We start from the raw sequence: 21,256 nt of genomic DNA on the forward strand, positions 1-21,256 counted from the left end.
TCGCCCGCGACCCACGCGGTCGGACGGTTCTGACTCCCCAGTCCGGGCGGGAGCGCGCTACGTTCTCGGGTACTCGACCGTGTTGACCGTTCCCTTGACGGAGTCGAGGTGCCGCGAGTGGGCCGGAAGGAGGGCCGCGACGAGGTAGTCGGTCCGCTCCTCGACGTAGTCCAGGAGCCGGGCGATCCGGGCGGAGTCGATCATCTCCACGGAGTCCAGGACGATCACCGGCGAGATGTCGCCGATGTCGTGGACGAGATAGCCGGTGAGGGCCGTGACCATCCCGACGACCTCGCGCTCCGATTCCGAGAGGGTGTCGACGGTGTCGCGCACCGTCTTCCCGCGATCCGTCTCTCGGCTGACCCGGAGTCTGAACTCCTCGTCCAGCCGCTCGAGCCGGATCCCGTCGACGTTCTCGTATTCGAGGAGGGCGAGGACCTCGTCGACTCGGTCGTTGAACTTCGCCTCCAGCTCCCGCTCCAGGTTCTCGATCTGGTTCTTGACCTCGTCCAGCTCCGTCGTCACCTCGTCGAGGGTTTCCTCGACCTCCGCCTGCGCGTCCACCGTCTCGGCGTTCGTCTCGATCCTGTCGGTAACCGCGTCGAGTTCCTCCCGCTTGTCACCGAGCGTGGACCGTGTTTCCCGGAGGTCGGCTTTGGCGTCGGTCAGCTCCTCGACCTCGTCACCCCCGCGTTCGGCCATCTCCTCCTCTATCTCCGCCAACGCCTCCTTCTTCTCCTCGACGGTGCCCCTCGCCTCCTCGACCTCCTCGCGCTTGGATTCGAGCCGTCGCTGGTCGGTTTCGATCTCAGCCTCCAACGTCTCCCTCCGTGCGCGCTTCGACTCGTACCTGCCGATCTGGTCGACGACGACGCTGCGTCGGGACTCCACGCGCTCGATCTCCTCGTCCAGCTCGTCCCGCTTCCCTTCGAGCTGGGTTCTGAGCGAGGAGAGCTGGACCCTGAGGCGTTCCAACCGGTCGAGGCCGACCGTGCTCCCGCAGACGCTGCACTGCGTGCGTTCGTCCGTCTCGTCGCCGGCCAACGACGACTCGATATCGATCCCCTCCCCCGGGGAGGGACCGTTCGCGAGCGGGCCGTCCGGGATCTCGTCGGCGTCGAGTCCGAGCGACCCGACGATCGCCTCACCGGCGAGGTCTCCCGAGCGGAGTTCGTCGTGGGCATCGATAACGGCGTCCAGTTTGTCGATGTTCGTCCTGACCCGCGACCGCCGGTTCCGGAGCTCGCGGAGTTCGCCGGCGAGGTCGTCCCGTTCGGCTCGCGTCTCATCGATGTCGATGTCGGGGACGGCCAGCTCGTCCAGGGACGCCCGGGCGGCGGACAGACTGTTCTCGATGGATCGGAGCGTTCGCTTGCGACTTCGAAGGGTGCTCTCGGCCTCCGTCAGCTCCTCCTCGAGCTCGGCCACGACGTCGGACTCCTCCCCGGGATCCGAAACCCGCTTCTCGAGCTCGTCGACCCGCTCCGCGAGCCGATCGCGTTCGGCGGTCAGATCCTCGATCTCCGTTTCCAGCCGATTGCGGTCCTCCTCGAGCCCGACGAGCGTGCGTTTGGCCTCCTGGATCGTGTCGAGCTCGTCCCGGAGGGCGTCGCGCCGCTCCCTGAGCTCGGCCTCACGATCGGCGAGCGCGTCACGGTCGACCGGCTGCAACAGGAGGTCGTAGAGGTCGCCGCCCCGCTCGACGGTCCGCCGGATCTCGTTGTCCTCCAGGAGGAACGCGAACAGTTCCGCGGATCGAACGCGCTCCGTGTCGGTGAGGACTCCCGATCCGCTCCAAACGTCCCGTTCCTCGTCCCTGGTGACGGTCCGCGTGTACGTCTCCCCGTCCATTTCGATCGTGACCTGACCCTCGGCTGCCCCTCGACGGACCGTTCCCACCGACGAGCCCATCCCGGAGATGAGCGCCCGCAGGAAGGAACTCCTGTTCGTCGCGTTCTCGCCGACCAGCGCGTTCACGCCGTTCGTCAGGTCGACGGTCGTCTCACGGATCCCGCCGACGTCCGTCACCTCGACGGTGATCTGATCCGGAACGACTTGCGTTGACATACGTGTCCGCAACCGAGGGATCGACATACGTGTTTCTCACACGAGCGTATGTCTGTGTTACCTTCCCGTTCGTGAACGCTCCAAGAAGACGGGAGCGGGATGAACGGGTTCGCTTCGAACACTCGGGAGCGCTCAACTGAACGTCGGGAAGTCGTCCTCCGTCTCGCCCATGTTCACGTTGACCTCGATGATGTTGGCCGTGTTGACCACTTGTTCGACGATCTCGTCGTGGTACTCGGGGTTCTGCATCCGCTGAACGGGCCCAGAGACGCTCACCGAGCCGAGGACGCGACCGTGTCGGTTGCGGATCGGGGCGCCGATCGCCTGCAACCCCTTGATCTCCTCCTGGTCGTTGAGCGCGTATCCTCGCTCGCGCACGGTCTCCAACTCCTCGAACAGCTCCTCGGGGTCGGTGATCGTCTCGTCGGTCTTCGCCGGGAGCCCGTACCGGTCGACGATCCACTCCACGCGTTCCCGCGGGAGATGGGCGAGTATCGCCTTCCCCGTGGCCGAGAAGTGGAGGTAGTCGGCCCGCTGGAGTTTGTTCACCTGGTAGCTGGTTCCCACCGCCTTCTCGCCGCTCACCTTGTAGAGGTTCACGCTCAGCCCGTGCTGTTCGGTCGCCAGGTGGGCGAACTCCCCGGTCTCCTCGGCGAGGGTGTCCAGATGCGACTTGCCGATCCGATACAGCGTGTTCTGATTTCGCACGTACTCCCCGACGAGCAGGAACTGCAGCGACAGCCGGTACGTGTCGTCCTCCTTCACGACGAACTTCTCCTCCCGGAGCGTACACAGGTAGTTGTAGGCGACGCTCTTGGAGATGTCCAGGTGGTCCGCGAGTTCGGTGACGCCGGCGCCGTCCAGTTCCTTCAGCGCCCGCACGATCCCGAACGCACGCGACACCGTCTCCAGGGTCCGCGGCGACCCGGACGACGTGTCCTTGCTCATGGGTACCGATCAGGTCGGGACCACATAGTCGTTTGTATTTCACAAATCACTGGCTCCCGAGTGGACCGCGGGAGTATCCGCCCCCCGTCGCTCGTCCGTTCCCGTCGCGTGCTGTCTCCGTCGCTTGTCTGCCCCCGTCGCTTCGCTCCGTGGATCGCCAGTCGCTCGATGTTCGCTCGACGTTCGTCGACGCTCGGCTCGTCCGGTACGCCGTACACACGGACCTCCGTCCCGCTCGCTCGGCTCTCCGTGTCGGTTCGTACAGCGAGAACGCCAGTGGTCGCGAGGAACGACGTTCGGGCTACTCGGTCGAGAGGGATGCCACCGCGTGAGCCATGACGCGTGTCACCGTCGCACAGTCCTCCCACTCGGTCCACTCGCGCGGGTTGTGCGAGACGCCGTCGACGGACGGCGCGAACAGTAGCGCCGCGTCGGTGACGGTGCCGATGTGCATCGTGTCGTGGCCCGCCCCGGAGTGGAGATCCATCGTCTCGACGTTCGCGGCGTCGCCGGCCTCCCGGAGCGTTCGTCTGAGTCGGGGGCTCATCTCGACGGGCCTGCGGTCCCACGCGTGGTCGAAGGTCGTCGTGACGGGCCGTTCTCGTTTCAACCGGGACAGGCTCTCGCGGGCCGCGGTCGTGATCGACTCGATCGAGTCGTAGCTCACGTCGCGGACGTCGATCGTCAGGTCGACCGACCCGGGGATGACGTTCGGCGCGTTGGGCGAGACGTCCAGCTTGCCGACGGTCGCGACCGCCGTGTCACGGACGCCGGGACGGTCGTCCGTCGCCGCCTCGACGTCGAGCACGAGTTCGCTGGCCGCCGCCAACGCGTCCGAGCGTTCCGCCATCGAGGTCGACCCCGCGTGGTTCGCCTCGCCGACGATCTCGACGTGACACCGAGTGAGTCCGACGATACTCGAAACGATCCCGACGGGAACGCCGGCGTCGACGAGCCGTTCGGACTGCTCGATGTGGATCTCGATCCACGCGTCCCACTCCGTCGCGTCGACGCGCCCCTCGCCCCGAAAGCCGATGTCCGCGAGCGCATCGCCGAGCGGGACCTCGTTCCCGTCGCGGATCGCGAGCGCGTCCTCGACGGTGAGTTCGCCGACGGCGACCCCCGACCCGATGAGCCCGCCGCCGAACCGCTGCCCCTCCTCCTCGGTGAACGAGACGACCTCGATCGGGCGAGCCGGCTCGACGCCCTCCTCCTGAAGCGTCCGAACCGCTTCGAGCGCGGCGTACACGCCGAGGGGACCGTCGAAGATGCCACCTTCGGGGACCGAATCGAGGTGGCTTCCCATCGCGATCGCGTCGGCGTCGGGGTCGGCGCTCTCCGGGCACCAGCGACCGACGACGTTCCCGACTCCGTCGATCCGGACGGTCAAGCCCGCGTCCCGTAGGCGCTCGCACAGGAACTCGCGAGCGCGACGGTCCGCCGTCGTCCCCGTGAGCACCGTCCGCCCGTGCCCCTCCTCGGACGGTACAGCCCCGAACTCGGCCGTCGCCTCGAGGTCGCTCCGCAGGCGCTTGCGATTGACTTCCATGAGGTACTCTCTGAGTCTTGGGGCCCGCTATATTACTCTACGGTACCCGTCGGGACGACTGACACCGCTTCGTTACCGTCCTCGCGTGCGCCTCGACGAACCGACCCCCTCTCGTCAGTCGGCGGACTCCCGGACGGTCGGTCGCCGTCCGCGGACACCGGCCGGCGCACAGTCGGAATTCGGTCGTGTCTCCGCACACCTGTCGAACGGCTGATCGCACTGTGAACCGAATACTTATGTAGGGTGAATCGAACGTAGCAGGTGTATGCAAGACGGTAGCAAGGGGTCAGATCCCACGAATAGCCGCAGCGCCAGGCGTCGTGCGTTCCTCAGCGCGGTCGGCGCGACGGGCGTGACCGCGCTCGCCGGCTGTGCCGGAAGCGACTCGGGTTCAACCGACAGCGACAGTGACGGGGGCGGCGGCGGGGGCGGGTCCGACGGCGGCGGAGAGAGCACGCCGACGGCCGATCCCGGCGGCGCACAGGTCGGCGGCACGCTTCAGTGGGGCGGAGCCGTCCCCGTGCAGGGGCTCGATCCGCACATCGACACCTCGGCGGCGTCCAAGCGCGTCCTCGAGAACATCTACGAGGAGTTGGTGAAGCTCCAGGACGACTACTCGCTCGAGCCGCACCTGGCGAAGACCCTGGAGCAGGAAGAGGACAACACGCTGCTGTCGATGGAACTGCGCGAGGGCGTCACCTTCCACGACGGCTCGGAGATGACCTCCGAGGACGTGCTGGCGACCTACGAGCGCGTCCAGAACGGCGACTTCCTCGCGACCGGCTTCTTCGAGAACGTCGAGGAGCTCCGGGCGCCCGACGACTACACCTTCGAGATCAAGCTGAACCGGCCGTTCGCGCCGTTCATCGCCAAGATGGCGACGGCCGAACTCGCGATCATGCCGGCCGAGAACGCGGAGAAGGACCAGGTCGAGGAGCCGATCGGGACCGGTCCCTACCGGTTCGAGAGCCGGGAGGTCGAGACCTCGTTCACGATGAGTCGCTACGAGGACTACTGGGGCGCGAGCGACGAGGACGGCCCCTTCATCGACGAGATCGTCAAAAGCGAGATCCCCGACCCCAGCGTCCGCCTGCAGTCGTTCAACGCGGGCGAGTACGACTTCATCAACGGCATCGCGCCGCGGGACGCCGAGAGCGTCCGCAACAACTCCAACGTCCGCTTCGAGACACAGTTCCCGAAGTCGCTCGTGTACCTCGGGCTGAACTGCGACCGCGAGCCCTTCGACAACAAGGACGCGCGGCTGGCGCTCGATTACGCCATCGACAAGGAGAAGGTCGCCGAGGCGGCCCTCTACGGCACCGGGCAGACGACCGCGTCGCCGGCGGCGCCCGGCAGCCCCTACGTTCACCCGGACCTCGGGCCGCGGGAACGTGACCTCGACAAGGTCCAGGAGCACCTCGACGCCGCGGGCATGTCCGACGGCTACTCGGCCACGTTCAAGATCCCGCAGTCGTACCCGACGCAGGTGCAGGGCGCGGAGGTGATCGCCGCCGACGCCGCCGAGGCCGGCATCGACCTGGAGATCCAGCAGATCACGTGGAGCACGTGGCTCTCGGACGTCTACTCGAACCGCGACTTCCAGGCGACGACGAGTTCGTACCTCGCGCTGTGGTACCCGGACGTGTCGTTCTACAAGTTCCTCCACCCGAACGGGGCGTTCTTCTTCACCGGCTGGGAGAACGAGGAGTACAACTCCCTGGTCGAGGAGGCCCGCACGATCTACGACGAGGACGAGCGGGCGGACCTCTACCACGACGCGACCGAGATCCTTCAGGAGGAGCGCTCCGGACACCTGTTGCTGTGGTGGCAGCCGAGCATCTACGCCGCCCAGCCCGAGTACAAGGGGCCGATGGGCGCGCCGGACGGGTCCACGCTCCAGTTCCAGGACAACTGGCTCGACCGGTAACCCCTCTCATTCTTCTCATCGATGTACAACTACGTACTGCGCCGGATGGGATTCATGGCGGTGACGCTGTTTTTCGTCACGGTCATCGCGTTCGCCGTGACCAACATCCTGCCGGGAGACGTGGCCCTGCTCATCCTCGGGCCGAACGCGACGGAGGAATCGCTGGAGGCGCTCCGGACACAGATGGGACTCAACCGACCGCTGTACGTCCGGTACCTCGACTGGGTCGTCGGACTGCTGCAGGGAGACATGGGACAGTCGCTCCGGTTCAGCGAGCCGGTCGCCGCGCTCGTCGCCGAGCGACTGCCGCGCTCGCTGCTGTTGGCCGTGTCGGCCACGCTCGTCGCGGTCCTGCTGTCGATCCCGCTGGGCGTGTACGCCGCCGTGAACCAGAACGAGGCGCCGGACATCTCGGCGTCGATGTTCGCGTTCGTCGGCATCTCGATGCCCATCTTCCTGTGGGGGCTGGTGTTCATCCTGGTCTTCGCGGTGTGGATGGGCTACTTCCCGACCGGCGGGTACGTCCCGCCGAGCGAGGACCCGGTCGCGACGCTCTCACACCTCGTGTTGCCCGCCGGCGCGATGGGGTTCGCGCTCACCGCCTACATCATGCGCATGACTCGGTCGTCCATGATCGAGGTGCTCGGCGAGGAGTACATCAACCTCGCCCGGGCGAAGGGGATGAGCCAGCGCGTCATCGTGTTGCGACACGCGCTCAAGAACGCCGTCATCCCGGTGATCACGGTCATCGCGTTCCAGTTCAGCTACGCCTTCGGCGGGGTCGTCGTCCTCGAGGAGGTGTTCTTCTGGCCCGGCATCGGCCGGCTGACGCTGACCGCGATCCAGAGTCGCGACATCCCCCTGATCCAGGGGTGCATCATCGTCGTCGCACTGATATACATGTTCTCGAACTTCGCGGCCGACCTGCTGTACGCCTACTTCGACCCGCGTATCCGCTACGGGGGTGAGGAGTGATGGCGACCGAACAGAGCGACCGAGCGACCGGCCGGTTCGAACTCGACGACGCACAGCGCGAGCGGATCCACCGGTTCGCCCGGAAGTTCCGAAACAACACGAAGGCGATGCTCGGGCTGACGATCGTCGTGTCGCTCGTGGTCGTCGCGATCTTCGCGCGACCGATCGCCGTCCAGGGGGTCACGATCCAGCCGTTCTCGCTGGCTCCGTACCCGGTCGCGGAGACGAACATCCCCGCCCGCACGCAGCCGCCGTCCCTGGCGCACCCGTTCGGGACCGACGACCTCGGCCGCGACATCTTCAGCCGCGTCGTCGTCGGGAGCCGGATCTCGCTGTACGTCGGCTTCGGCGCCATCTCGGTCGCGCTCGCCGTCGGCGCGGTCCTCGGCGTCATCGCCGGCTACGCCGGCGGACTGACCGACGAACTGGTGATGCGACTGATGGACGCCGCCATGGCGTTCCCGCCCGTCCTGCTCGCGCTCACGCTCCTCGTCGTGTTGGGGCCGGAGCTGAGCAACGTCATCATCGCGCTGGCGTTCGTGTACACGCCGTACATCGCCCGGGTCTCCCGGAGCGCGGCGCTGGCCGAACGCAGCGAGTCGTACGTGGAGGCGGCCGTCGCGAGGGGCGAGAGCAACTCGCGGATCGTCTTCAGCGAGGTGTTCCCCAACTGTACCGCCCCGATGCTGGTGCAGGGGTCGCTGAACGTCTCGTTCGCCATCCTGGCGGAAGCGAGCCTCTCGTTCCTCGGGCTCGGGGCACAGCCGCCCCGACCCTCGTGGGGACTCATGATCAACACGGGTCGCGGCTTCATGGAGACCGCGCCGTGGATGCTGCTGTTCCCGGCGCTGGCGATCGGTATCGCCGTCGTCGGGTTCAACATGCTCGGTGACGGGCTGCGCGACGTGCTCGACCCGAAGGTGGAGGCGATAGAATGAGCGCCGACACACCGGACGCGACGGCGACGGACACGAAGACGACGGACGCGACGAGGGAACGCGACGCGACGGCCGCCGAGCGCGACGCCGACGCGCCGCTGCTCGACGTCCGCGACCTCCGGACGATCTTCCGGACCGAGGACGGCGAGGTCGTCGCCACCGACGAGGTGTCGTTCACCCTCGACCACGGCGAGACGATGGGGCTCGTCGGCGAGTCGGGCGCGGGCAAGTCCGTGACCGCCCGCTCGCTCATGCGCCTCATCGATTCCCCCGGCGAGATCACCGGCGGCGAAGTGCTGTTCGACGGCGAGGACCTCCTCTCGTACTCCGAGCCGGAGATGCGGGACGTTCGGGGCAACCGGATCGCGATGATCCCGCAGGACCCGATGTCCTCGCTCAACCCCGTGATGACCGTCGGCGAACAGATCGCCGAGACCATCCGCCGCCACCAGGGCGCCTCGAAGGACGAGGCGCACCGACAGGCGATCGAGGCGATGGACGACGTGGGGATCCCCGACGCCGCGGAGCGCGTCGACGACTACCCACACGAGTTCTCCGGCGGGATGCGCCAGCGCGTGCTGGTGGCGATCGGCTTCTCCTGTGAACCCGACCTCATCATCGCCGACGAGCCGACGACGGCGCTCGACGTGACCACGCAGGCGAAGATCCTCGAGCTCCTGAACGACATGCAGGAGCGCGAGGGGACGGCGGTGCTGATGATCACGCACAACCTCGGCGTCGTCGCACAGACGTGCGACCACGTCGGCGTGATGTACGCCGGGAACCTCGTCGAGACGGCGCCGCTCGAGGACCTGTTCGACCGCCCCCGCCACCCCTACACCCGGGCGCTCATCGACTCGATCCCGGAGGTCGACGCCTCCTACGACGAACTGCCGACGCTCGATGGGTCGATGCCCGATCTCGCAGACCTCCCCTCGGGCTGTAACTTCGCGCCGCGGTGTCCCCACGCCACGGAGGACTGTCGCGCGGGCGGCGACCCGGCGCTCGACCGCGTTTCGGGGTCGTCCTCGCGGGCCGCCTGCATCCACGCGGACGACTTGGACCTCTCGGAGAGCGCGGCGCCCGAAACCGAGGGCGGCCGCGACGAGGTCGACCGGAGCGGGGAGCCGCTGTTCGAGGTCAGCGGACTGAAGAAGCACTTCGCCGCCGGCGACGGCGCGTTCGGGAGCCTCTCGCTGACGCGCGGCGAGAGCGGGTTCCCGACGTTCGAGCGACGCTACGTGAAGGCGGTCGACGGGATCGACTTCGACGTCTACCCCGGCGAGACCGTCGGGCTCGTCGGCGAGTCCGGCTGCGGGAAGTCGACCGTCGCGCGCACCGCGCTTCGACTCCTCGAGCCCACGGCCGGCGAGGTGTACTTCGACGGGCAGCCGCTCCACGAGCTCGGCGACACCGAGGTCCGCAGCCTGCGCCGGGAGATGCAGATGATCTTCCAGGACCCCGGGAGCTCGCTGAACCCGCGAAAGACCGTCGGGCGGATCGTCGGCCGGGCGATGGAGAAACACGACATCGCCACCGGCGAGGAGAAGCGCCGCCGCGTCGGCGAACTGCTCGAACGGGTCGGCCTCTCCGCGGAGGCCGCCTCCAAATACCCCCACGAGTTCTCCGGGGGCCAACAGCAGCGCGTCGCCATCGCGCACGCGCTGGCGGTCGAGCCGAAGCTCATCGTCTGTGACGAGCCGGTGTCGGCGCTCGACGTGAGCGTCCAGGCGCAGATCCTCAACCTCCTGAACGAGATCCAGGAGGAACGCGGGCTCGCGTACCTGTTCATCTCGCACAACATCGGCGTCGTCCGCCACAGCTGCGACCGCGTCGCGGTCATGTACCTCGGCAAGATCGCCGAGTTCGGAACCGTCGATCAGGTGTTCTCGGCGCCGTTCCACCCCTACACCGAGAGCCTCCTGTCGGCGGTCCCCGAGGCGGACCCGCGGCGCAGGCCGGACCGGATCCTGCTCGAGGGGAGCGTCCCATCCCCGATCGACCCGCCGTCGGGCTGTCCGTTCCAGACGCGATGCCCGAAGAAGATCGGCGACGTCTGCGAGACGGACGTGCCGGACCTGGAGGACATGGGTGACGGACACCGCATCTCGTGTCACCTCTCGGTCGAGGAGATGAGCGAGCGCGACTCGTTCATCGGGACGCCGACCCCGGAAGCCCCCGGGGCGGACTCGGACTGACCGTCCGGCCTCCGGACGGCGCTCCTCGTCGGCCTTCCTACGACGCTTCCTTCGGGACCAACGCCGCGCTCGACCGGTAGAGCGCGACGTCGACGAGTCCGAACAGCAGGCCAACGACCAGACCGACGACGGCCCCCGCGGCCGCGCCGATCGCGAGCAGGAAGACCGACGCGGTGACGTCGACCATTCCGTGGACCACCACGTTCACGGCGGCGACGGCGAGCGCGATGCCAACCACGAACCCCATGCCGACGAGCGCGCCGCCGGCGGTCCCTCGGAGGATGAGCCGGCCGGTCCCTCCGGTCTCGCTGCGTCCGAGACCGCCCTTCGCGAACACCCAGCGAGTCGACAGCCAGTTCAGCACCCAGAGGTAGCCGAACCCGGCCAGGCCGGGGACGGTCCCCAGCCCCGGGAGGGCGTCCGCGAGCGCCCCGGACAGGTGACCGAGGAGCACCAGCGGGAGCGCGAACGCGACGAGGTTGAACGTGGCGACGAGCCAGACCTCGGTGCCGTCGGCGGCGGCGTCCGGCCGGTCGACGTCGGTCGACTCACCCATGCGCGAGCACCTCGGCGAGCACGACGACGGCCAGGAGCGAGACGGTGGTCGCAAGATAGCTCCCTTCGAGGACCGGTCCGAACTCGCTCTCCCGTCGTAGCTCCTCCCCCCCGGGCGCTCGCAGTACCAGACTCGTCCGGAGGAACGACCCGAGGACCACGCCGAGTACGACGAGCAGCTTCGTCGCCAGCAGCCCGCCCCATCGCGTCCCCGGGCCGGGCGCGCCGAGCGAACCGACGTTCCCGACGCCCGTCGCGAGCAACAGCCCCAGGAGGGCCCAGAAGGTGCACTCGACTCTGAGCAGAGTCGCTCGCGCGGGGCGGGCGGGCGTTCGGAACGCGTACCAGGCGACCGCGCTCGCGCCGACGAGCGCGACCATCGACAGCAGGTGAACCGTCCTGACAGCGAGGTGGAGGGCCGTTGACATCGGCGTTCAATGGTTCCGGAGGCGACAAATAACCGGGGGTTCGGCCACCCGGCCCCGTGCGACTCGCCGTCGTCAGTACTTGATCCCGAACTCCAGTATCTCCTCGGGATAGTCGCCGTCGAACGCCTCGTCGGTACCGGCGCGGATCCTATCGCGCGCCGAGCGCGCCTCGGTCAGCAGGTCGCGGAGGTCGGCCACCGGAGTCTCGGAGTAGTCCACCCGGAGGTTGTGGTAGAACTCCGGCTCGGGCGCGGCGACGAGCAGCGCCGCGCTCAGCTCCCCTCGCTCGTCGCCGCCGGCCGCCTCGCCCGCCTCGAGCGCGGAGACGAGTCGGTCGGCCACGTCGCCGTCGCCGGTCTCGTAGGCGGTCGCCGCCTCCTCCAGCACCTCCGGCCCGGCGAGCATGTTTCCCGCGACGGTGAACTCGGAACCGACGCGGCTCCCGCACCACGGGACACAGGAGTCCCCGGTGAAGGCGAACTCGCTGTCCTCGCCGACGCCGTGGACCTGTCGGTAGGCGGCGTGTTCGTCCGCGTCGAGAAGCGACTCCAGTGCCTCGTCCACCGGCTCGCCGTCGTCGGCTCGGGCCACGCCGTCGCGGCCGTGTTCGGTTCTCGTGTACGACTGCGTGACGACCGCCGCGTGTTCGCTCACGTACGGGCAGGTCGCGCCGACGGCGACCGTCCCGGTCGTCACGGCCGCGCCGAACGCGTTCGCCTCCGGATCTCGGACGGCGATCGAAAACGTTCCGGGGTACTCGTGGCTGGTACTCACACTCGACCGTCGGGCGGCGCCCATATACGAATACCCCTCCCCGTCGATCGCCTACATCCTCCCGCCGATCACCCGTTTCCTTCTGTCGATCACCCGCTTTCTCCCTCCGATAATCCGCTTCCCCCAGCTGCTCGCCGTCGGTCACTGGCGTCAGCGACTCGCCTCCCGGAGCGACAATCGACGCCGGGGCCACTGCTGTCGCCCAGCATGTGATCTGTCTTCGCTGAACTATCCATTTCAAATACTATCTTAGAAATTTATGTGTAGTATATGTTATGTGTGGTGGGTGCCGAGATCGGTCGACCGTCCACGATCGGTCCCACGTGTCTAGATTCGGCCGAAACTGGCAGCGATCCGGGCCAAATCACGGCCGAAGAGGCTGTGGTCCATCTCGACACCGGACAGTACCGATCGCTCACCGCTCTCAGGGACCGAAGAGCATCGATCCGCCGAACGTGAGCCGAAATCGCCGAAAACAGCGGCGGTTCCGACGCACGCGGAACACGGCCGTGGCAACGGTCCGGGGAACGAGAATCCGAAACCCGGACCGTCTCTAAACATAATCATAAAGATAGGAAAGACGAGCAGATAGTTATTTGATATCACGGGCTCGCCGATGAGACACGGCTGATGGGTAGCTCACCTCGTTCTCCCTGGCGCTGAATCCGTACCCTTGAACGCCTCGGCGACGAAGCCGCTTCTCGGCTTTCACGCCGCGTGACCGACGGCGTCGTCCTCGGTAGCGCAGTCGCCGTCCGTGTCGTCGTCGCCGCCGGCGGGCCGGCGACGAACGCGCCGTTCGAGAACCGATCGTCAACGGCCTCAGACGCCCCAAATGACGGCGATACCGACGGTCGCGACGACGGCGAGGAGTAGCTGGAGGGGGCCGCCGACCCGCAGGAAGTCGGTGAACTCGTAGCCGCCGGGGCCGTACACCATGAGGTTCGTCTGGTAGCCGACGGGCGTCATGAACGAGGTCGCGGACGCGAACATCACCGCCAGGAGGAACGCGAACTCGTTGGCGCCGAGCCGGGCGGCCGTGGTGACGCCGACCGGGATCAGCAGCACCGCCGTCGCCACCGGAGTGATGACGCTGGCGAGCACGCCGGCGATCGCGTACAGGACGAACAGTACGCCGATCAGCGGGAGGTGTTCGCCGGCCGCCACGAGAAACGCCGAGACGACGGCCGCACCGCCCGTCGACTCCAGCGCGATGCCGAGCGGGATGACGCCCGCCAGCAGAAAGATGACGTTCCACGAGACGGCGTCGTAGGCGTCGGCGCTCGTCAGGCAGCCGGTGACGACCATCGCGACGACGCCGGCCAGCGCCGCGATCACGATCGGGAGCACGTCGAGGGCGGCGAGCGCGACGACGCCGCCGAGAATGCCGACGGCGGTCGGCGTCTTCGGGGACAGCGGCGCGATATCGTCGATGTCCGCGGTCGCCAGGCGGTCGAGGGCACGCTCGTCGGCGACCACGAGGTCGCCGGTGTCGGTGAAGTACCGGATCGACGCGGGGGTGGTCCGAACAAGCAGCAGGTCGCCCGCCTGTAGCGTCCGATCGCGGAGGTCCGTGCGGAACAGGTCGCCGCCGCGGCGGATCGCGAGCACGCTCGTCTCGTGGTACTCGTGGAGGCCGGCCTGGGCGACGGTCTCCCCGACGAACGACGAGCGCTCCGGGACGACCGCCTTCGCGAGCACGCCGTCGGTGGCCGTCGACTCGAACGTGTCCTCGGTCACCGACTCGCGGACCCGCTGTCCGAGATCGGCCTCCTCGCGGAACCGGTTGACCGCCTGCAGCGAGCCGTGGACGACGATCGCGTCGCCCGCCTCGACGACCCGATCCGAGTGGGGACCGGCGTACGCGGTGTCGTCCCGGCGAACCTGTAGGACGCGGACCTCCGGGTACGCGCTGTCGAACTCAGCAACGGACACGCCGACGCCGGGCGACTCCGGGCGGACGTACATGACGGTGAGGTACTCGTCGAGATCGAACTCCGAGACCGAGTCGCTATCGACCGGAACGCGGGCCGGCGTGAGCCGCCAACCGACGGTCAGCAGGTACGCGATGCCGACGACGAGCAGCACGATCCCGAGCCCCGTGAACTCGAACATCCCGATTCCGTCGCGACCGTCGATGAGGATGCGTGCGAAGTCGCTGGCGAGGATGTTCGTCGACGTCCCGACGAGCGTGAGTGTGCCCCCGAGAATGGCGGCGTACGACAGCGGGAGCAGCAGCTTCGACGGGCTCATGCTCGACTTCTCGGCGAGGCCGGTGACCATGGGCACGAAGACGGCGACGACGGGCGTGTTGTTCACGAACCCCGCGATCGGGCCGGTGGTGCAGACGGTCGCGACGAGCGCCCGGAACTCCCGTCCGGCGGTGAACTCCGCGAGATAGACGCCGAGTCGTTCGACGATGCCCGTGTTCTGAACGCCCGCACTGAGCATGTACATCGCGATGACCGTGACCGTCGCGGGGTTCGCGAACCCCGAGATCGCCTCCCGCGTGCCGACGCCGGTCCACGGCTCGAGGACGACGAGCGCGGCGACGACGCCGATCGCGGTGACATCGTTGGGAACGACCTCGGTGAGGAACGCCGTCAACACGGCGACGATGAGAAGGAACACGACGGTGATCCCCGATACCTCGACGATCGGCATACTCAGGGAGGTTCACGCAGTCTCTTTACTGGATCGGCCGGCGTCCGTACCGGCCTCGAATCGGTTTCTCAATGATAATACTTCGACGGATGGCTATTTGTGGAGGCACCGAGCCAGCTACCGTATGGCTTCACGGACGAACGATCCGGCGCGACGGCGACTGGGGGGGCCGTGAGCGACGACGCGAACGCGACCGTCCTCCTCGTCGACGACGAGGCCGCGTTGGTCTCGTTGTACGAGGCGTATCTCGGCGATCGGTACGAGGTCGAGACGGCGACCGACGGGGAGGAGGCGTTGTCCGTCGCCGACGACTCGGTGGACGTGGCGCTGCTCGACCGACGGATGCCCGGGATGAACGGCGAGGAGGTTCTCCGGGAGCTGCGCGCGGCGGAGATCGACTGTCGCGTCGCGATGCTCACGGCGGTCGAGCCGACGGTCGACATCGTCGACATGCCGTTCGACGACTACCGCGTCAAGCCCGTCGACGAGTCGGAGCTGATCGGGCTCGTCGACGTGTTGATCGAGCGGGCGTCGTACGACGAGCGCAGCCAGGAGTTCTTCGCGCTCGCGTCGAAGAAGGCGGCCCTGGAGATCGCCGGCGAGACCTCGACGGACGCGTACGCGACGCTGTGTGACGACATCGAGGCGGTCCGGTCGGAACTCGACGACCACCTCGACGCGGTCGGCGCGGAGGCGGCGTTCTCCGACGTCGCGTGAGCCGCGGGGAGAGTTCCACCGATCCGACGAACCTGTCGCGAATCCTTCTCTCGCCTTCCGGTCACGGCTGCGGCGATCCCGTCCGAACGCGCCGAGGACGCGGAGCGACGGTCGCCACGATCCGGGAACCGTCCACGGGAGCCAACTCGTTCGCTCGCGTCGGTCCTCACATGTACGACCGGATCCTGGTTCCCACCGACGGGAGCACGGCCGTCGAGGGCGCCATCGAGCGGGCCATCGACCTCGCCGAGACGTACGACGCGACGTTGCACGCGCTTGCGGTCGTCGAGCCCATCTACACCGTCAACGAGGGACTCGGGTCGATCTACGACACCCTCGAGGCCGGCGCCCGGGAGTCGGCCGATGAGGTCGCCGAGCGCGCGGCGGCGGCGGACGTGACGGCGGTCACCGCGTTGCGGACCGGCGTCCCCCACCGCGAGATCCTCGACTACGTCGACGACGAGGGGATCGACCTCGTCGTCATGGGCACGCACGGTCGCACCGGGCTGGACCGATATCTCCTCGGCAGCGTCACCGAGAAGGTCGTCCGCCTCTCGGACGTGCCGGTGCTCACGGTCCGCCACCGAGAGGACGAGGGGTGACGAGCGACGACTCGGGTCCGTCCGGCGATCTCGCCCGAGCAATTATACCGACGTAGCCCCTGGTACGGAAGATGACAGCCCACGACGGAGTACGGGACGCGCTCTCGCGGGGCGCGTCCGGCGGTCGCGCCCGTAGTGCTCTCGCTACACCGCTCGCCACACCGGGGGCGTGGTAACCCGTGGCGGGACGGACGGTGTACTTCACCGGCCCCCGGGAGGTGACGGTGCGGGAGATGGACGTGCCGGATCCCGGGCCGGGCGAGCTCGTCGTCGAGGCCACGGCGTCGGCGATCAGCCCCGGAACGGAGCTGTTGTTGTACCGCGGCGAGATGAACCCGGAGACCGCCGTCGACGAGACGCTCCCGTCGCTGTCGGGGTCGCTCTCGTACCCGTTCCCGTACGGCTACTCGACCGTCGGGACGGTGACCGGGGTCGGGCCCGGGGTCGACCCGGGGTGGCACGGCGAGACGGTGCTGGCGTTCCACCCGCACGCCAGCGAGTTCGTCGTCGACGTCGAGGCGGTGAGCCGCGTTCCAGACGGGATCTCGCCCGAGCGGGCCGTGTTCCTCCCGAACGTCGAGACGGCGGTGACCCTGGCGCTCGACGGCGAGCCGGCGATCGGCGAACGCGCGGTCGTGTTCGGCCAGGGCGTCATCGGGCTGCTCACGACGGCGATCCTGTCGTCGTTCCCGCTGGCGGAGCTGGTGACCGTCGAAACGCTCGGCAGCCGACGCGACCGCTCGGAGGCGATGGGCGCCGACCGGAGCGTCGATCCGGACGCCGTCGACCCCGAGTCCCTGTTCGCCGACGGCCCGGGGGGCGGCCGGGCGGTCGGCGGATCCGCGGATCAGGACCCGGATCCCGGGTCCACTCCCGCCCCCGCCTCCGCTCCCGCGTCGGCGTCGCCGTCGACGCCGGCGGGCGACCGCGACGAGTCGCGTTCGCCGGACCGGGCGGACCTGACGTACGAGCTGTCGGGCAACCCGGCGGCGCTCGACGACGCCGTCGACGCGACCGGGTACGACGGTCGCGTCGTCGTCGGGTCGTGGTACGGCACCAAGCCCGCCGAGCTGTCGCTGGACGGCCGGTTCCACCGCAGCCGGATCGACATCCGCGCCAGCCAGGTGAGCACGCTCGCGCCCGAGCGACGCGGCCGGTGGACCGTCGGGCGCCGCCTCGCGACCGCGTGGCGCCGGCTGCGCGACATCGAGACCGACCGACTCGTCACCCACCGGATCCCGGTCGCCGAGGCGCCCGACGCGTACGACCTCCTCGACCGCCGACCCGAGGAGGCGGTGCAGGTGCTCCTGACGTACTGACGCGGGCGACTCGGTTCGTCGCCGACGTGGACGCCTCGGTTCGTCGCCGACGTGGACGCCTCGGTTCGTCGCCGGCCGTGCGACCTGCGACGACCGACGACCGGCGGCGACGATCGCGGGTGCGTCGAAATCCCTTAGCCCGGGGGCGCGTTAGCGGACCACATCGTGGACAGACGGACGTTGGTCACCGCGGCGTTGGCCCTCCTGGCGGTGCTCGCGCTCGGCGTCGCCGCCGCGACGCTCGATTCGGCGACGACGACCGCGAGCGACGGCTTCGGGGCGGGCTCCGCAACGGACGAGTCCGGCATCGGCGCCGAGGACGAGGGCGCCGCCGACCTCGGCGGCGACGGGCCGTCCGGGGAGGCGAGCCTCAGTGTGAGCATCTGCGTCGAGTTCCTCACCAGGCCGGGCGTACAGATCGCCTTACTCGCGGGCGTCGGGCTGTTCCTCGCGGCGATGTACCGGACGACCCGCTCGTGGCTCCTCAGCGGCATGTTCGTCTCGGCGGCGCTGTTCCCGCTGGGCGTGCTGTACCTGGGGCTGATCTCCTGCGGGTCGGAGCCGACCGATATCGCCGTCGGCGCGGCCCAGTCGGCCGCCGAGAACGCCTCGCTGCTCCCCTCGGGGGGCGGGTCCGCGGGCGCGAACGCCGCCGGCGAGGCGCTCTCGGCGCCGACGGCCATCGTCGGGCTGCTGCTGGTCGTCGCGATCCTCGGGAGCGTCCTCCTCCTGTTCGTCTCCACCGGCGACGACGACGACGAACTCGCCGACGAACCCCCGGAGCCGCCGGGGCCCGAGCGCCGGCGCGAGGTCGGCGCCCGCGCGGGCGAGGCGGCCGACCGGCTGGAGTCCGACGCCGACCTGGAGAACGAGGTGTACCGCGCGTGGCGCGAGATGACGGGCGCGCTGGCGGTCGAGAACCCCCGGTCGACGACGCCCGCGGAGTTCGCGGCCGCGGCCGTCGACGCCGGGATGGTCCGCGAGGACGTGACCGCGCTCACGGACCTGTTCGAGGCCGTTCGCTACGGCGACGAACCGGCGACCCCCGAGCGCGAGCGCGAGGCCGTCGCCGCGTTGCGCCGGATCGAGGAGGCGTACGCCGACGGAGACCTCCCGGACGACGGCGACACGGGGACCGACGCCCGGCGTGGCGGGGGTGTCCGCCGGTGAGAGCCGTCGCCGCCCTCGGCGTCGCCGCCGTCGCGTTCGGCTTCGTGGTCGTCGTCCAGCGCGGGCTCGCGGGGCTGTTCGACCTGACGTACGTGTTCGTCACCGGCGCGGGCGTGCTCGCGCTCGTGCAGGGGCTCCGGTACGCGAACGAGGCTCGCACGGTCGAGCACCGCGCCACCGAGACTGGCGATCCCGAGGACCGCTACGAGGTGCCCGTTCCCGGCGACGACGACGACGAACTGATCTCCCGTGGGGGGTTCTCCCGCGCCAGCATCAAGCGCCGCCGGGAGTTCCACCACCACCTCCGTGAGGTCGCCGAGGAGACGCTTCGCGCCCGCGGCGACTACGCCGACGGCGAGGTCGCCGACGCCGTCGACGACGGCACCTGGACGGACGATCCGGTCGCCGGGTGGTTCCTCGGAACGGACGTCTCGCCGCCGCCCGGGGCGCGCCTGCGGCGGCTGCTCGGCGCGGACGCGGAGTTCCGCTACGGGGTCGTCCACACCGTCGACGCGCTCTCGGCCGCCGGCGCCGAGGGCGGCGCCCTCGATACGCTCTCGGGGGTGAATCGGTGAGCGATAGCGTCTCCCGGGGCCGGGGATCGGCCGACGGGTCGACCGGCGCGAACGGCCGCAACGCCGACCCGCTCGGCCGGATCCGCCCGCGCGGCGTCGTACCGACGGGGCGGTGGACGGGGATGGCCGCGCTGGCGCTCCTCCCCGTCGGGCTCGGCGTCCTGTTGCGACATCCGCCGCTCCTGTTGGTCGGCGCGCTCGGCGTCGCCTTCGCCGCGTACGCCCGTGGCGACTCCGCGCCGGACATCGACGTGACGATCGAGCGCGACCTCTCGGATCCGACCCCCGACCCGGGCGAGGAGGTGACCGTCACGCTGCGCGTCCGCAACGAGGGCGACGGCGTGCTCCCGGACCTCCGGCTGGTCGACGGCGTGCCGGCGGCGCTGGCGACGGACGCCCCCGCGCGGCTCGGCACCGCGCTGCGACCCGGGCGGACGGCGACGGTCAGCTACCGCGTGACGGCGATCCGGGGCGTCCACGAGTGGGATCCGGTCCACGTGCTCGCGCGAAATCCCAGCGGCTCGCGCGAGCGCGACGCCCGGATGGACGCCGGGGGCGCGACGACGCTCCGGTGTACGCCGGAGCTGGAGGCGTCGGCGTCGCTGCCCCTCCGCGGGCTTACGACCGTCTACTCGGGGCGCGTGCCCACGGACGTGGGCGGGTCCGGGATCGAGTTTCACTCCACGCGGGAGTACCGCCACGGCGACCCCGCGAAGCGAGTGAACTGGGCCCGGTACGCCCGCAGCGGCGAGCTCTCGACGCTGGAGTTCCGCGAGGAGCGCGCGGCGACGGTCGTCGTCTGCATCGACGCCCGCGAGGAGGCGTACCTCGCGCCGGACGCGGAGTCGCCCAACGCCGTCGAGCGGAGCGTCGAGGCGGCCTCGCAGGCGGTGCCCGCGCTGCTGGACAGCGGCGACCGCGTCGGGGTCGCCGCGTTCGGCCCCGGCGACTGCCGGCTCGACCCCGGCGTCGGCGACGACCACGCCGCGCGGGCCCGAGAGCTGCTGGCGACTCACCCCGCGCTGGCGCCGACGCCGACCGACGAGCGCTTCCTCCCGACGACGTGGGTACGTCGCTTCCGGCGGTGGCTCCCCGCGGACGCGCAGGTGTTGTTCTGCACGCCCCTGCCCGACGACTACGCCGCGACGGTGGCCCGTCGGCTCGACGCCTACGGCCACGCGGTCACGGTGATCTCCCCGGACTCGACGGCCGACGACACGCCGGGCCACCGCCTCGCCGGCATCGAGCGGGCGAATCGCCTCTCGCGGCTCCGCTCGGCCGGCATCCGCGTGATCGACTGGGGAGAGGAGTCGCTGGCGACCGAGTTGGAGCGCGCGGCCGCGCGGTGGTCGCGATGACGGTCACGCGCAAGCCGCCCCGGCTGGGCGTCGCGCTCGCGGCGCTGGCGGCGGCCCTCGGCGCGGCGGCGCTCGGGCTCACGTCGCCCCCGGCGGGCGGTCTCGGCGCGGCCGGCGTCGCGCTCGTCGCCGTCGGCACGCTCGTCGGATCGCGGCGCGTGCTGGGTACCGGCGCGGCGGCGCTCGCGACGTGCGTCCTGCTGGCCGGCGGTGTCTCGGGGGCCGGGCCGGGAACGCTGCTCGTCGGCGGCCTCGCGGCGGCGCTGTCGTGGGATCTGGGCGAGCACGCGCTCGGGCTCGGGGAACAACTGGGTCGCGAGACGGACGTGACCAGAAACGTCGCGACCCACGCGGCCGGCTCGGTCGCCGTCGGCGCCGTCGCCGCCGCGGTGTCGTTCGGCGTCTACGTCGCCGCCGCGGGCGGACAGCCGGTCGTCGCGCTCGTGTTCCTGCTGGTCGGGGCGATCGCGTTGGTGAGCGCCGTCAGATGAG

18 protein-coding genes are annotated in these 21,256 nt (G+C 69.6%); 11 read left to right on the forward strand and 7 right to left on the reverse strand.

Annotated elements, in window-relative coordinates:
• Positions 1-57 precede the first annotated feature (57 nt).
• The 3 genes from K6T36_RS11650 to K6T36_RS11660 form a co-directional block, all read right to left on the reverse strand.
• The gene (locus tag K6T36_RS11650; RefSeq protein WP_222921434.1) at positions 58-2,067 is read right to left on the reverse strand and encodes an archaea-specific SMC-related protein; all 2,010 of its coding nucleotides are present in this window, start codon (positions 2,065-2,067) and stop codon (positions 58-60) included.
• A gap of 132 nt (positions 2,068-2,199) precedes the next feature.
• Complete coding sequence (locus K6T36_RS11655; protein WP_222921435.1) at positions 2,200-3,015, reverse strand: IclR family transcriptional regulator; 816 nt, start codon at positions 3,013-3,015, stop codon at positions 2,200-2,202.
• A gap of 301 nt (positions 3,016-3,316) precedes the next feature.
• Positions 3,317-4,564 (reverse strand): Zn-dependent hydrolase, encoded by a 1,248-nt coding sequence (locus K6T36_RS11660; RefSeq protein WP_222921436.1) that lies wholly within the window; start codon positions 4,562-4,564, stop codon positions 3,317-3,319.
• A 265-nt stretch (positions 4,565-4,829) separates the two neighbouring features.
• On the opposite strand from K6T36_RS11660, the gene K6T36_RS11665 reads away from it, so the two are divergent.
• Genes K6T36_RS11665 through K6T36_RS11680 form a run of 4 tightly spaced genes read left to right on the forward strand, consistent with a single transcriptional unit; the run spans position 4,830 to position 10,602 of the window.
• On the forward strand, positions 4,830-6,491 hold the full coding sequence (locus K6T36_RS11665; RefSeq protein WP_222921437.1) for an ABC transporter substrate-binding protein: 1,662 nt from the start codon (positions 4,830-4,832) through the stop codon (positions 6,489-6,491).
• Positions 6,492-6,512: 21 nt separating this feature from the next.
• Entirely contained in the window at positions 6,513-7,466 is a 954-nt protein-coding gene (locus K6T36_RS11670) for an ABC transporter permease (protein ID WP_222921438.1), read from the forward strand.
• A complete protein-coding gene (locus K6T36_RS11675; protein WP_222921439.1) occupies positions 7,466-8,404 on the forward strand; it encodes an ABC transporter permease in 939 nt (312 codons plus the stop codon). The genes K6T36_RS11670 and K6T36_RS11675 overlap by 1 nt, the downstream gene beginning before the upstream one ends.
• Entirely contained in the window at positions 8,401-10,602 is a 2,202-nt protein-coding gene (locus K6T36_RS11680; protein ID WP_222921440.1) for a dipeptide ABC transporter ATP-binding protein, read from the forward strand. Before K6T36_RS11675 ends, K6T36_RS11680 begins: the two co-directional genes overlap by 4 nt.
• Positions 10,603-10,639: 37 nt before the next feature.
• Here the strand turns inward: K6T36_RS11680 and K6T36_RS11685 are convergent, their stop codons facing one another.
• The 4 genes from K6T36_RS11685 to K6T36_RS11700 form a co-directional block, all read right to left on the reverse strand.
• On the reverse strand, positions 10,640-11,158 hold the full coding sequence (locus K6T36_RS11685) for a DUF7965 family protein (protein ID WP_222921441.1): 519 nt from the start codon (positions 11,156-11,158) through the stop codon (positions 10,640-10,642).
• Positions 11,151-11,585, reverse strand: a complete 435-nt coding sequence (locus K6T36_RS11690; protein WP_222921442.1) for a hypothetical protein — start codon at positions 11,583-11,585, stop codon at positions 11,151-11,153. The genes K6T36_RS11685 and K6T36_RS11690 overlap by 8 nt, the downstream gene beginning before the upstream one ends.
• A gap of 72 nt (positions 11,586-11,657) precedes the next feature.
• Positions 11,658-12,383, reverse strand: a complete 726-nt coding sequence (locus K6T36_RS11695; protein ID WP_222921443.1) for a DUF1028 domain-containing protein — start codon at positions 12,381-12,383, stop codon at positions 11,658-11,660.
• A 798-nt stretch (positions 12,384-13,181) separates the two neighbouring features.
• The gene (locus K6T36_RS11700) at positions 13,182-15,023 is read right to left on the reverse strand and encodes an SLC13 family permease (RefSeq protein WP_222921444.1); all 1,842 of its coding nucleotides are present in this window, start codon (positions 15,021-15,023) and stop codon (positions 13,182-13,184) included.
• 171 nt (positions 15,024-15,194) lie between these two features.
• Between K6T36_RS11700 and K6T36_RS11705 the strand changes: the two genes are divergently transcribed.
• From K6T36_RS11705 to K6T36_RS11735, 7 genes are all read left to right on the forward strand, one after another.
• Positions 15,195-15,740, forward strand: a complete 546-nt coding sequence (locus tag K6T36_RS11705) for a response regulator (protein ID WP_222921445.1) — start codon at positions 15,195-15,197, stop codon at positions 15,738-15,740.
• Positions 15,741-15,910: 170 nt separating this feature from the next.
• A complete protein-coding gene (locus K6T36_RS11710; protein WP_222921446.1) occupies positions 15,911-16,342 on the forward strand; it encodes a universal stress protein in 432 nt (143 codons plus the stop codon).
• A gap of 179 nt (positions 16,343-16,521) precedes the next feature.
• Entirely contained in the window at positions 16,522-17,661 is a 1,140-nt protein-coding gene (locus K6T36_RS11715) for an MDR/zinc-dependent alcohol dehydrogenase-like family protein (protein WP_222921447.1), read from the forward strand.
• A 165-nt stretch (positions 17,662-17,826) separates the two neighbouring features.
• Positions 17,827-18,831: a DUF4129 domain-containing protein gene (locus K6T36_RS11720; RefSeq protein WP_222921448.1), complete on the forward strand. Its 1,005-nt coding sequence runs from the start codon at positions 17,827-17,829 to the stop codon at positions 18,829-18,831.
• Positions 18,828-19,406 carry a DUF7269 family protein gene (locus K6T36_RS11725; protein ID WP_222921449.1) on the forward strand — a complete coding sequence of 193 codons (579 nt, stop codon included), beginning with the start codon at positions 18,828-18,830 and terminating at the stop codon, positions 19,404-19,406. The genes K6T36_RS11720 and K6T36_RS11725 overlap by 4 nt, the downstream gene beginning before the upstream one ends.
• Complete coding sequence (locus K6T36_RS11730) at positions 19,403-20,764, forward strand: DUF58 domain-containing protein (protein ID WP_390182336.1); 1,362 nt, start codon at positions 19,403-19,405, stop codon at positions 20,762-20,764. The genes K6T36_RS11725 and K6T36_RS11730 overlap by 4 nt, the downstream gene beginning before the upstream one ends.
• On the forward strand, positions 20,761-21,255 hold the full coding sequence (locus tag K6T36_RS11735; protein WP_222921450.1) for a DUF7519 family protein: 495 nt from the start codon (positions 20,761-20,763) through the stop codon (positions 21,253-21,255). The genes K6T36_RS11730 and K6T36_RS11735 overlap by 4 nt, the downstream gene beginning before the upstream one ends.
• Position 21,256 lies beyond the last annotated feature (1 nt).

Origin of the sequence: Halobaculum roseum (genome assembly GCF_019880245.1) — an archaeon.
Classification (GTDB): Archaea; Halobacteriota; Halobacteria; order Halobacteriales; family Haloferacaceae; genus Halobaculum; species Halobaculum roseum.